The sequence below is a fragment of the uncultured Winogradskyella sp. genome (genome assembly GCF_947495255.1).
Classification (GTDB): domain Bacteria; phylum Bacteroidota; class Bacteroidia; order Flavobacteriales; family Flavobacteriaceae; genus Winogradskyella.
This window is the reverse complement of sequence record NZ_CANLYI010000010.1, coordinates 103,051-116,681: the sequence shown is the minus strand read 5'-3', so window position 1 is coordinate 116,681 and position 13,631 is coordinate 103,051. Positions and strand designations below refer to the sequence as shown.

The 13,631-nt window shown below is 31.7% G+C and carries 7 protein-coding genes; 5 read left to right on the top strand and 2 right to left on the bottom strand.

The features are described 5' to 3' along the window. Window positions 1-15 precede the first annotated feature (15 nt). The 5 genes from Q0807_RS16470 (at window position 16) to Q0807_RS16450 (ending at window position 5,732) form a co-directional block, all read left to right on the top strand. Window positions 16-537, top strand: coding sequence for a DUF4136 domain-containing protein (locus tag Q0807_RS16470; RefSeq protein WP_299111827.1), 522 nt, complete (start codon window positions 16-18; stop codon window positions 535-537). Window positions 538-743: 206 nt separating this feature from the next. Then, complete coding sequence (locus tag Q0807_RS16465) at window positions 744-3,029, top strand: S9 family peptidase (RefSeq protein ID WP_299111825.1); 2,286 nt, start codon at window positions 744-746, stop codon at window positions 3,027-3,029. Between the two features lie 355 nt (window positions 3,030-3,384). Beyond that, the gene (locus tag Q0807_RS16460; protein WP_299111823.1) at window positions 3,385-3,888 is read left to right on the top strand and encodes a hypothetical protein; all 504 of its coding nucleotides are present in this window, start codon (window positions 3,385-3,387) and stop codon (window positions 3,886-3,888) included. A 60-nt stretch (window positions 3,889-3,948) separates the two neighbouring features. Continuing rightward, window positions 3,949-5,007 carry a sensor histidine kinase gene (locus Q0807_RS16455; protein ID WP_299111821.1) on the top strand — a complete coding sequence of 353 codons (1,059 nt, stop codon included), beginning with the start codon at window positions 3,949-3,951 and terminating at the stop codon, window positions 5,005-5,007. Then, entirely contained in the window at window positions 5,004-5,732 is a 729-nt protein-coding gene (locus tag Q0807_RS16450) for a LytTR family DNA-binding domain-containing protein (RefSeq protein ID WP_299111819.1), read from the top strand. Before Q0807_RS16455 ends, Q0807_RS16450 begins: the two co-directional genes overlap by 4 nt. A 49-nt stretch (window positions 5,733-5,781) precedes the next feature. Here the strand turns inward: Q0807_RS16450 and Q0807_RS16445 are convergent, their stop codons facing one another. Both Q0807_RS16445 and Q0807_RS16440 read right to left on the bottom strand, forming a co-directional pair. Then, window positions 5,782-7,353, bottom strand: coding sequence for a hypothetical protein (locus Q0807_RS16445; RefSeq protein WP_299111817.1), 1,572 nt, complete (start codon window positions 7,351-7,353; stop codon window positions 5,782-5,784). Window positions 7,354-7,403: 50 nt separating this feature from the next. Then, window positions 7,404-13,487 carry an alpha-2-macroglobulin gene (locus tag Q0807_RS16440; RefSeq protein WP_299111815.1) on the bottom strand — a complete coding sequence of 2,028 codons (6,084 nt, stop codon included), beginning with the start codon at window positions 13,485-13,487 and terminating at the stop codon, window positions 7,404-7,406. Window positions 13,488-13,631 lie beyond the last annotated feature (144 nt).

Sequence of the window (13,631 nt, the reverse complement as noted above, 5' to 3'; positions counted from 1 at the left end):
TTTAAAAGAAAAAAGATGAAGAATTTAAAATTTCTATTCATAGCCTTTCTTGTAACGTCTTGTGGAACTGTAGTAAACTACGACTATGAGAAGTCTACTGATTTTAGTAGTTACAAAAACTATAATTACTTTGATGATATGGAAACTGGTTTAAGCGAATTAGACACTAAGCGCTTAAAAAGAGCTATAGATGGTAAGCTTAAAACAATGGGTTTAACACGTTCTGATACGCCAGATTTTTATATCGATATTCAAAGTCAACAAGTGGTAAGCCGAAACAATAGCTCTGTAGGTGTAGGTCTTGGCGGTGGTGGCGGAGGCGGTTTTGGAGGCGTTTCTGTTGGGATACCAGTGGGCCAAAATAAGCAATCTCGAGAAATTGTTATAGATTTTGTTGATGAAAATAAAATAGGATTATTTTGGCAAGCAGTAAGCGAAAGTAACTACAACCCAAATTCTTCTCCAGAAAAGCGTGAAGCCGTATTTGCTAAGCTGGTAGAGAAAGTATTTACTGAATATCCACCTCAAAAAAACTAGCTAATTGCGGATTCTATTTTCTTGAAATTTGATTACTGTTAATATTTCCGTTTAGCATAATCAAATTACCACTCGTCATATTTTCAATTCATTAGGATTATTTCAAATATATATTTACAGAAATAAGTGTAACAATTTTGTAAGAGTAATTACTTATAAAGTATCTCACTAAACTGTAAATCAATTAATTTATTAAAATAATCGTCATGAAAAAAACAAAATCAAATTCAAAATTAATGCTAGGCATTCTTGCTTTAGTATTTTCAATTAGCACTTTTGCTCAAGATATCTCGGGATCTTGGAAAGGAACTTTAAGTGTGCAAGGTCAGGAAATTCCTTTATTGTTTAATGTAAAAAACGATGATGGCGTTTTGTCGTCTACCATGGATAGCCCAAGTCAAGGCGCTACAGGAATCCCAATGGATAAAACAGAGTTTGAAGACAACCAATTAACAATAGCTTTTACGCAAGGTGGAATTAAGTATGTTGGTGTTTTAGCAAATGAAATAATAAACGGTACGTTTTTTCAAGGCGGAATGGAATTACCTTTAGATTTAACTAAAACGGTAAAAACAAAACCAGGTGATGTGTCTTTACCTTCTTCTAAAGATGCCTTAGATAAATTAGCGGCATTTGACAATGGGTCTTATAAATATTCTGCTGAAGATTATTTTCAGGATCCAAGTAAAAGTTCATTTCAATTTTCACCTAAAGGAAACTATTTTTCATTTAGAGAAAAGGATGAAAACGGTAAAAATCATGTTTATGTAAAAGATACTAAAACAGAAAAGGTAACACTTGCAATTAAAGAAAGCGAAGAGCTTATAAGAGGTTATGGTTGGGCTAATGATAATAGACTAGTCTATATAAAAGATAACGGCGGAAATGAAAACTACCAACTTTTTGCAGCTAATTTGGATGGAAGTAACCCGAAAGCATTAACACCTTTTGAAGATGTAAAAGTTAATTTTTCTAACCTATTAGAAGATCAACCAGACCATGTTATTATAATGATGAATAAGGACAATAAACAAATATTTGAACCTTATAAATTAAACATTGTAACAGGTAAAATGGAGAAATTATTTGAAAACAAAGATGCTTCATCTCCAATTGCGGGTTATGAATTTGATAAAGATGGTGAACTGAGAGGTTATACTAAACAACAGAACGGCGTTGAGTATGTTTTATATTACAGAACAGGAGATGACCAACCATTTAATGAAATTGTAACCACAAACTGGCAAGACTCTTTCTCAATTGTGGCATTTAATTATAATACGTCATACAAACATGATGCTTATGTATTAACAAATTTAGAAAGTAATACAAGCGAGTTGGTACTTTATGATTTAGAAAAGAAAGAAATTATCGAAAAGATTTATAGTAATAACACATTTGATGTTGGTGGGTTAAGTCGATCTAAAAAAAGAAATTACGAAGTAGATTATTACTATTACACAGGTGAGAAAACTCATGTAGTACCAGTGAGTAGTTATTATAAAAAACTAGATAAAAAGTTTAAAAAGGAATTTGGAGATAAGGTGTATTCTATCGTTGATAAAACAGATGATGAAGATAAGTACTTAATAATCTTACAAACAGATAAGCTTTACGGAACTTATTATACTTACGATGTGAAAAAGGATGAGTTTACTAAAATATTAGATTTAATGCCTCAGTTGCATGAAGAAGATATGGCAGAAATGAGACCTATTAATTTTACAACTAGAGATGGACTAAAAGTTTATGGCTACATCACTATTCCTAATAATATTAAAAAGGGAGAACGTGTTCCGTTAATTGTAAATCCGCATGGTGGACCTTATGGTGTTAGAGATTATTGGGGTTTTAATCCAGAAACACAATTGTTTGCAAGTAGAGGTTACGCTACATTACAAGTTAACTACAGAGGTTCTGGAGGATACGGAAAAGATTTCTTTCTTGCCGGAAATAAGCAAATAGGAAGAAAGATGCTTAATGATTTAGAGGATGCTGTAGCTTATGCTAAAACCTTGGATTTTATTGATAATGAAAAGGTAGCTATTTATGGTGCTAGTTATGGCGGTTTAGCAACTTTAGGAAGTCTTGTTAAAACACCAGACTTATATACTTGTGGTATAGATTACGTAGGTGTGAGTAACTTGTTTACGTTCTTTGAGTCTTTTCCGGAATATTGGAAACCATACATGGCACAATTTAATGAGCAATGGTATAATTCTGAGGACGAAGCTGATCAAAAAATTATGACTGCGGTTTCACCAGCTTTACATGTAGATGAAATTACAAAACCACTATTTGTAATTCAGGGAGCAAATGACCCAAGAGTGAACATAGATGAATCTGATCAAGTTGTAAAAAGCATGAGAGCCAGAAATATTGATGTGCCTTATATGGTTAAATACGATGAAGGACATGGTTTCTCGCACGAAGAAAATAAAGTAGAACTGTACAAAGCAATGCTAGGTTTCTTTGCACAGCATTTAAAGTAAATACGTTAACCAATCAATCATTTTTAGTTAGTAAAAAGCCTTTTAAGAGTTTCTCTTATTAGGCTTTTTTTAGTTTAAATATGAAATGATTTCCACTCGTCATATCCTAATTACCACTCATCATAATTTCGTTTTTTAATCGCTCTTGCAGTTCTATATTTACACTATCAATTAAAAACGAATGGATTTCATCAATCAAAAAACAACAGTATTATGTTCAATTTAGTAAAAACAATCGTCGAGTTTATCATTGTAGTTGTATTTAATTAAATCAATTTACCAATCAATCAATCAATCAATCAATCAATCAATCAATCAATCAATCAATCAATCAAATTAATCAATCAAATTAATCATGAAAAATTCAGCAACAAACACCCAAGACATATTTCAGGATCAATTAAAAAACTTTAAAGCATTATTAGCTGGTTCTAAAATGGCAAAACTATCAGCAATACTTTTAGCCGTATTTTCACTTGTAACGGCTTTTAAATTTCGAAGTAATTTAGAACAAGCAATTCCATTGCTAATAGGCGCAATTATTCAAATTGTTTATACTATAAAATACCTACAAGTATCTGATATTAAGCAAAAGTCTTACACGCAAATGTCTTTACAGAGTAGTGTGTCAAAGTTCAAGGAGTATATGTCTAATCGTAAAAAATACGAAATGCCTGTTATGGCTTTATACGCCATTACTCTAATTCCTTTTGCGCTCAGTAATAAATCTGTGAGTTTTGTGATTTCAGTAGGTCTTTTAGGTATAGCTTTAGTTTCATTTTTAGGAATGTTGGCATTTAAGAAAGTAGATAGTAATATTGCATTATTAGAAGCAACACTTAAAAATGAATTACATTAATATTATACGCGATTGATCTAATATCTTGCAATTATATTTATAAAAACAAATAAAGAACGATTGAAATTAATAACGAATTATAAGTATTGGATTCTAAATCTTATTGGTTGGGTAGTGTTTGCATTATTAATGCTTACTATAGATAAGATTTCGTATTCAGGTGATATACCAACCAATTATGTTAATTACCTTATAGTAGAGGGTGTATTGTGTGGCTTGTTAGGTTACGTTTTATCCTTTATAATACTATTTTATATCGAAAATTATTTTGATATAGGGAACTACACTAAAACAGATGTTTATAAATTGATTGGTGTAGTTATTGGGACTCAAGTTCTTTATCATATGTTACTTTGGCCTATTTTAAATATTCCTATTGAGTATTATATGGGAAGAAGTATTAGTTTAACTCTAATTCAGAAGTTAACCAATGTTCCTCATTTTTTAGCCTACTTTGTAGTGTGGTTGTTCGTTGTTTTAACTCTGAAACTGGTACATCATATTAATACTATTAAGGTTAGGCAATTACAGCTTGAAGCGAATTTAAAAGAAGCACAACTTAATACTTTAAAAGGGCAAATAAATCCACATTTTATGTTTAATAGTTTAAATAACATTCGTGGGTTAATGTTAGAGGATGTTGACAAAGCAAGAGGAATGCTGACTAGTTTATCAGAAACGTTAAGGTATTCACTGACAAAGAGTGATGTTAATTCTATTTCATTAGAAGATGAATTAGAAATGGTAGAAAACTATGTTGAGATATCTAAAATTCAGTTTGAAAATCGTTTACAATTTGAAACTAACATTGATTCAGAGACGTTAAACAAGCAAATTCCTCCAATGATTATTCAAATGTTGGTAGAAAATGCACTTAAACATGGTATTTCAAATATAAAGAGTGGAGGAGAAGTGAAACTCTCAACGCTTATTAAGGACAACCAATTACAAATTATAGTTGCCAATTCTGGAACACTACAAAAAAGTGAAAATTCTACACATTTAGGATTACAAAACATAAAAAAGCGACTTGAACTGCTCTATGGAAAAGACGCTACATTTACCTTAAAAGAGATAGAAAACGAAGTAGTTGCTACTATAAAAATGCCTTTAGTATGATAACCTTAAAAGCAGTCATTGTTGAAGATTCTCGTTTAGCTCGCAATGAGTTAAAGGAACTTTTTAAAGCACATAAAGAAATTGAACTTATTGGTGAAGCTGAAAATGTCGATGATGGTTTTGAGCTTATTAATAAAACTAATCCAGACTTGCTTTTTTTAGATATTAATATGCCAGAAAAAGACGGTTTTGAGCTTTTAGAAATGTTAGATGAGGTGCCAATCACTATTTTTACTACAGCTTTTGATGAATATGCCATCAAATCTTTTGAGTATAATGCATTCGATTATTTACTGAAGCCTATAAGTCAGAAGCGTTTTTCTAGTTCTATAGCTAAAGTTATAGAAAATGAGAATTTAGGGACTTCTTTAGGTAAAAAACAAGAAGGACTAAGTTTAGATAAGCAGATTTTTATAAAAGACGGAGAAAATTGTTGGTTGGTGAAAATTAAAGACATTTCACTTTTTGAAATCGTTGGGAATTACACCAGAGTCTTTTTTGATTCAAACAAACCTTTAATTTATAAATCACTCGCTCAAATTGAAGACAAACTTCCTCAAGATGTTTTTTTTAGAGCAAATAGGCAACAGATTATTAATATTAATCATGTTAAAAAGGTAGTGTCATGGTTTAACGGAAAGCTAAAAATAGAAATGAATTCTGGAGAAGAAATTGAAATCTCTAGAAGACAATCCTATATTTTTAAAGATCAGTTGAGTTTTTAACATGTTGAGATATCAAAAAAAAGCTTCCAGAAAATGGAAGCTTTTTTTATTATATTTTAATTTTTAATATCCTTGTTTTCTTTTTTCGTTTTCCAGTTAAAATGACGGTTTGATTATTAATATTTGCATTGCCATTATTTACTTTATAGTAGACTTTAGAATCTTTATCATCTATTAATTTTTCAAAATCAATATGGCCTTCGGCATTAATTGAAAGCATGTAAAGATTAGATTTTTTTGCTTTGGTTTGCCTAAATGCAATTCTGTCTGCACTTAGTTTTTTTATTTTGTCAGAACAGTTAATGAAAAAATAAGAAGTTTCTCCTACAGGTATTGATGTAAAAGAACTATTACTAAAACCAGTTTGTGCTTTATTTATATTTCTAGCCCATTTTAAATTACCTTCTTTATCTAATCTTATACTCATAATATCATCAAAATGATAAATGGTATAGGTTGTCATCCCTCCATTTGCACTCATTGAAGTATGTGTTGTCCAATAGAATTCTTCTGCATTAATGATTATATCACCATTTGCCATCATATAAACACCTTTAAAATCAATATTGTGAAGACCTTTTTTCTTTTTTCTATCTTTTTTTCCTTCTTTGTTACCGTATTTGTCAGTCATAAATTCTTCAGAAAAAGGTGTGAATTTTTCATTCTTCATTTGAAGATTTTCTGGGTCTAAATTAAATAAGCTAACACCATTATATCGTCCTTGGTCTTTTTCGCCATAAAAACCTACACATGCCAAACGGTTGTCAGTTTTTATTAACTCTAAAGAAGAGATAAATTTATCAGCATGTTTAAAGCTTATATTTTTTTGACCATCAGCATCTACTTTAAAAAGTTCAAAATGGTAATTGGCCTTCCCTTTTTTCTTAGATCGTCTAGAATTGTTTTCAAAAGATTTACCTAAAAAATAAACTGTTCCATCGATGTCATCAACATCTATACTGTTATAATCAAAGTATTTGTCTTTAATATCTTTTTGAATTAATTGCTCGTAAACTTTTTCGAAATTGGTGTTGAAAACAAAAATTTTATGGGTCTCTTTATCTTTATTATTAAAGTCAAAGTTTATAACGAAGTATTGATTTGTACTAGACATTACTACTTCTCCCATATGGTCTCCATCTAGTTGAGAAAGATTATTGATAAAGAAAGGAAATAGTATAACACCAAAATACTTTTGAAGGTTATCTTCAGAAAAAGATAAAATTTCCTTTTTGCTAAACTTTAAGTCTTTAAGATTTGCAGAAACGGCATTAAAGATAATTTTATCAGCTTTTTTGTCGTGGTTATATTCAATTATATGAAGCTTATTATCTTTAATAAAAGCATTTTTAATGTGGTTGTCATCTACCTCATAATCGGTTTCTTTTATTAACTTTAAGTTAGCGTCAAAGTACTGAATGTAATACCCTTTTAGTTTTGGGATTAAGCCACCAATATAGGACCTTATGGTTACAAGGCCTCCATTATCGTCTTCTAAAGAGAATAGTAAAGTGCTGTGCTTTTTAGAATCTTTAAAAATGGCACTTTTTGTTAAAGAAACACTTTGTGCATAGTTTGTAAAACTAACGAGCAGTAAAATAATAATTGTAATTTTTTTCATGTTTAAGTTAGGGTTAGGCATCAAGATATAAAAATTAATTAAATTATGGTTTAATTCACCTTTATTCTTATCCCTTCACTATGACTGCTAAATTCTGGAGCATACATACTTTGAATGGTGCTAATGCCATTACTCATATTTCCAGCGTTGTTCACTCTTAAATCATATTCAAAGACATAAACACCTTTTGGTAAATAATCCATAAAGAAATTTGTGGCTGCGTCTTTAGTGCTTTCATAATAACCCAAACCGTCTTGCCATTTGTATTGTGATAAAACGTTTATAGGTTCTAAACCAGAAGCACGCATATCTTTAAGATGTACAAACTCCATAGTACGATCGGTTCTTAATTCTATTCTAACTCTGATTAAATCACCAACTTTAAGTTTTGAGTCAGAGGTAATTTCTGTGATTTCTTCACCTTTATCCGTATTGGTTTTTAAGAATAATTTTTTACTCAATTTCAATGGTGTTTCGGCTGAGGTAATTTTGTCTAAATCTTCAAAATATTGCCAGTATAAAGCTCCCCAAGCAATACCTTCTCCTTTTTTAGTGATGGTAACATCAGCTTGTTCTGGTTTAATTTCAGATCCTGTCCAAGATTTTTTATAGTAACCTGTACCAGCCTCCACTTTTACATTTTCTAATGTTGAAGGTGAGAGTCTTTCATTACCAACTTTAACGTCCACTTGTTCTGTAACGCTCAACCAATCGCTTCCTTGAAGTAGTAAGGCATATACTGCTTCAGTCGTCGCTTTAGTGGTTTTCCATTGATTGGTTTGCTTGTTCTTAAGTAACCAAATTTTCAAATTGTCTATAACTTCAAGGTTCTTCGCTTCGCTCTGAATGATAGTGCCAACTTCAGAGAACACTTCAACCATTAAGGCTTGTGTTTCAATTGGTGCTTGGTACCAATACCAAGAATTCGTATTTGCTTTCCAATACATTCCTAATTCATCTGAAGTAATACTGTTTTCTTTTAGCGACTTTATAATTTTACCAGCAGTTTTCTCGTCATCCATTCTGTGCATGGTTAAAGCCATTAATCCTTTGGCATATAAAGAACGTTTTAACCAATATTTCTGAATCTGAGTCTGATAATAATCCATTATGGTCTGCACTTCTTTATTAGGCTTAATTTCAGGATAAAAACTTCGTGTGTATAAATAATGCAGTTGCATTTGTGATAGGTGGTCTTTACTTAAATCTGCATCTTTATTATATTTTTTGATGTTTTTATATTCTTGAACAAATTCTGCATCTAAATAACGTAAAGCATTTTGAATCATAGATTCCTCGCTATTGCTCTGTGAGATATTTAGTTGTTTTAAATGCCCAAATCCAGCAATGATATGCTGCGTGATGTAGCGATTATCGCGTCCACCATTAAACCAAGGCCAAGCTCCAGAACTGTGTTGGTTGTTCTTTAGTTTTCTTATGGCAGATTGTAATTCGTTATTCATTTTATTTAGGTCGAATAACAGTCCAATGCGTTTTTTCTGTTCGGTTTCAGATTGTGCATCACGTAACCAAGGTGTTTCTTGAATCAATAATGATTTCAATTCTTGATTCTTTTCTAAATTTGAAAGTAATGCGTCAGTCGATTTCCATTGATTGAAAACGGCCTCAATTTTAGGATTCGATTGTACAATGTGTTGTGCTAATGCATTGGCATAGTAACGTGAAAATGTCTGCTCATTACACTCATAAGGATATTCCATCAAATAAGGCAGCGCTTGTACAGCATACCAAGCTGGATTCGATGTCATTTCTAAAGTTAATTTATGATGACTCAGTGTTGTTGAGGTAGTATTCTTCAGTTTATCTAAAGTGAATGTTTTTGTTTGATTAGAACGTATCCACATTGGCATCGTTTCTGTAACTAGCATTCTGTTAGATAAAACAGGTAAGGCATTTTGCTCACCATCACTAAAAGCACCTGCTTTAGCAATAATTTTATATTGTACTGCTTGTATACCTTCCGGAATCTCTAAATTCCAAGTTACTTGTGTATTGCCTTTGGCATCTACTTTAAAGCCTAAATCATTATAAGCATTTGATAATTCACCATCAATAGATTTACCAGTAATAGGGTCTGTAAGCAATAATTGTGCAACACCATCTAAAGCATTTTCTGTTAGATTAGCAATCTTAGTGCTAATTCTAATTTTATCGCCTTCTCGTAAAAAACGTGGTGTATTAGGTATTACCATCAACTCTTTTTGTGTAACCGTTGTTAGTTGCGTAGTGCCACTTTCTAAAGTTTTAGTATGCGCCAAGAGTTGCAGTTTCCATTTGGTTAATGCTTCTGGTGTTTTAAAATTGAAACTAACATTGCCTTCTTTGTCTGTTTGTAATTGAGGAAAGAAGAACGCAGTTTCGTTTAGGTTTTTTCTTATTTGGATGTTGTCTAAATCTGATTTTGCGTTGTTTGATAAATTTTCGGAATTTATTTCATTCTCTATAGCTATTTTAGACGCTGTTCCTGTATAGGCTTCTTTCGTCGTGGTTGCGTATCCAACAACTACAACTTCTTCAGATTCAGCAGAATCTTCAACCATCATAACTACCTCTGGTGCCGCCATGCGTTTCATACTGGCATAACCTCTTCTCAAATATTGATTATTTCCAATATAAAATCCAAACCAATTTAATTGGTCATAACCTTGGTAAGGATAAGATGCTGTAGTATTGAATTGGTTGTGAACCCTAAAGCTGGTGTGCCCAAAACTCTGTCTTGAGTTTTTATGAATTCTTCCAGAATAATTAGGATTGCTTATGGGATTAAAACTCCAATGGTGTCCTTTAAATTCATCTAAAGATGCATCATACATGCTAGCCAATAATTCTGCAGATACTTTGTCACCTTTTGGTCCTTTAATTTTAAAACTCCAAGTTTCATCTTGTCCTGGTTGTAGTTTGTCTCTAAAAGTGGTGGTTTCAATGTCTAAAGCAGTGCTCGGATAAGGTACATTGATATTAAAACTTTGAGATTTATATTCGTTAAAAGCTGCAAATGACGTGTGTACTGTAAAGCCGCCTAAATCACCTTCTGTTACAGGAATGCTAATTGTTTTTTTAGAATTGTTGAGTTGGACTAACTGTGTCATTATAACTGTGTTGTCCTTTTCAATTTCTACAGTAACTGTGATGTTTTTAGCAGCAGAACCTAAGGTTAGTTTTGCAATAGAATTTACGTCGTAAGTCGATTGGTCTAACTGTGCTTCATAGATTTGGTTATCTGCTATGGTCTTGTCTTTATCACTAAATAGCGATGTGAAGATTTGGTCTTTTATAGGTTGTCCAAATTTATCTTTACTCTCTGCAACAATGATGTATTGGCCAGAATTCCATTTCTTAAGCTTTTTGAGCGTTATGGTTTTGTCCTTATCAGTGTCGAATGTTGTGCTAAAAACTTCGTCTCCTTTTTTCCAATTGGTTAATTGACCTTCGTCGTCATAAGGGTCATGTGGAAATAGGTTTTTAAATTCTGTTTCAGAGAGTGTTTGGTAATCTGGTGCTTGCCAAGGTCTTGTTCTTAAAACACGGTTTGGTGCGTTGAGTTTATATATTTTTAATACCCCTTTTGCAGGTGTAAATTGTCCATTCAGATTTTGTGAATATATAGAGAATTCTATCTCGTTTTTACCCTTATTAATTTTCTCAGGTGCTGAAATATTGAGCGTCATAGCATGGTAACCGACATTTACAATGGTAGAGCTAGAACGTGTTTCGCCATTTATATCAGTAACGTCTGCCGTGATTTCATAATTAAAAACAGGAAGATTATCTTTAGAAACACTTTCATCTGGTAAAGCTTTAAAGGTGACTTCAAATTCACCTTTAGCATTTGTTTTTGTTTCGCCAAACGTAATTTCTTGGGCTTCGGCATTAAAATACGAGCGCCTCCAATAATACCAGCTCGGAAAACGAACATTTCTTTTTACACGATAAACCACTTTAGCATCTGTAATATTACTACCAGCAAAAGCTATAGCTGTTCCGTTTACGGTAATACTATCGTGTACTTTATAAGTTTCAGTAACAGGTTGAAATTGGGTTTTAAACTTAGGTCGCTTGTATTCTTCAACTGAGATATAAGCATACGTAGAATTATGAGAAAACATTTCAATAGTGAAATTACCAGTTAAACCATCGTTAGGTAATATAAATTCACCATGCACAGAACCAAATTCATTGGTCTGCAATAAGAGTTCACTAACCACTTCGCCATTAACATTTTTCAATCTCAATTTTGCAGCCTCATCTACTGAAACTTCTGTTTTACCGTTTCTAGATTTTGTGGCAATACCTTTAAAGTAAACCGTTTGTCCTGGTCTATAAATACTACGGTCAGTAAATAAGAAGTTTCTATAATGTGTATCATTATTTGGGCTGTTGTCGTAGGTTCTATTGATGTAGAATTCACCAAAATAGCCAGTGTCATTTTTAGCTGTTACTTTAATTTGTACATCTCTATAGTAATTATCGTCTTTTTTAAACTCGAATTTTCCAAAACGGTCTGTTGTAAATGATTTGCTTTTTCTGTTTTTGTTACGGTTATTTGAATAGGATAATTCTATAGTAGCATCTACTTTTGGTTTACCATTATGTCTATCTATAATCTGGTATAAATGATGACTGTTTTCATAGCTTTCAACCAATACCAAATCTGTAACTTGGATATGTGTTGTAGCAAAAACATTGTCTTTAGTAGCTGTGTTGGCTTTAATTAAATATAAGCCATTGGCTAAATTTGGTATTACAATTTCAGTACTGTGATTTTGATAATCACCTTCCGTTTTTAATGCACTCGAAAATGTTTCAATAGGATTCAGTTTTTTGAAAAAAGCTTCTTTTTCTTCTGTTCTATAGATGTTATTGTAACGTTTTAATTGATTGTTAGAGATTTTATAAATTTTAAAATCTAACTTTTCTAAATTCTTATATGTCACTAAGATTCTTGAAGGTGAATTGATTCCTATAAATTCTTCGGCTTGTAAATGTAAAGTTGGTTGTTGAATTTGCTCAATTAAAACCGTACACTTTTGCGCGCCAATGCTTTCTGGGAATTTTTCAATTGCAGAATTACAGATTGCTATAGCTTCTTTTAATTTCCAACGGTTTTTATCCTTAAGTGCGCTGTCTTCAAGATTAAAGTAATAAGTGTTGCCTTGACGTTGATACGCTAAAGCAATTTCATAATCATATAAAGCCGATAGCTCAGAGGTCTGTAATGCTACTGATTCTGACTTTAAAGTTTCAATAAGTAAATCTTCTGCATTTTGGAATGTAGCATGTTGTTTTACAAAATTCAAGCGTTCTATATCTACATCTACAAATGCTTTGGTTGTTTTTTTATGACGATGGAATTTTATTAAATTTTGATAAATCTTTAATGCATTACGTTGCAGCGATAACGTGTCTTTAGAGTTTAAATCTGCATTGATAAAGATGTTGCTGTCTGCAATAAAGTCTTCATTATCAATAGTGAATTTATACGAAGGTTGTGTAATACTGCTTTCGTCAGTTTTGTAAAAGCTTAAGGCATTATGACTTAATAAATCATATAACGTAGGGCGAAAGTCTTTAGAGTTTTCGGCTTCATTTAATAATAAACTATAGTTATTCAACGGTTCTTGTTGCAGCAAAATACCATTTTCTAGAGAGCGTTGGTAATAGGTATGGATTTCATTAAAAATGGTTTCTAAATCCCAGGTTCTAAAATCATCACTAACTTTTTCAGAGGTTTTAGTTCTGTTGTAAAATTGGTAACGACTTTGTTGAAAATATTGCCAATACATAGTCGCTAACATATTTTCTAAAAGATGTTTGGTAACCACGTTTTTTGTAGTGTCGATTTCAGATTTAAAGCGATTTACAATGTGTAGTTGTGCATCTTCCTCAAGTGTAAGCATGTATTTACTGATATGCAATAACGCTTTAATGCGTTGGTCAGAGTTTTCTGCTTTAACCGCTTTTTTGTAAATGTCTTCCACTAAATCAGAAGCACTTTTTGTGAGCCCTTCGTTTTCTAGTTTGGTGACTTCTTTCCATTGATTTTCAAAATCATTTTGAGCGTTAGAAAAAGAAGCAAAGCAGATTAGCATAAATAGCGATATATAGTGTTTCATGTGATTTATATTTATAGCAAAATACATTCAAAATGTATTCCAAAAACAGTCCTATTGAGTGAAAGTCTCATTTGGATGAGTGAAGTTAACAATTTGTTGAGGAAACCGAGCGTTATTAAATTGTATTTTTGTCTAAAAATTTAA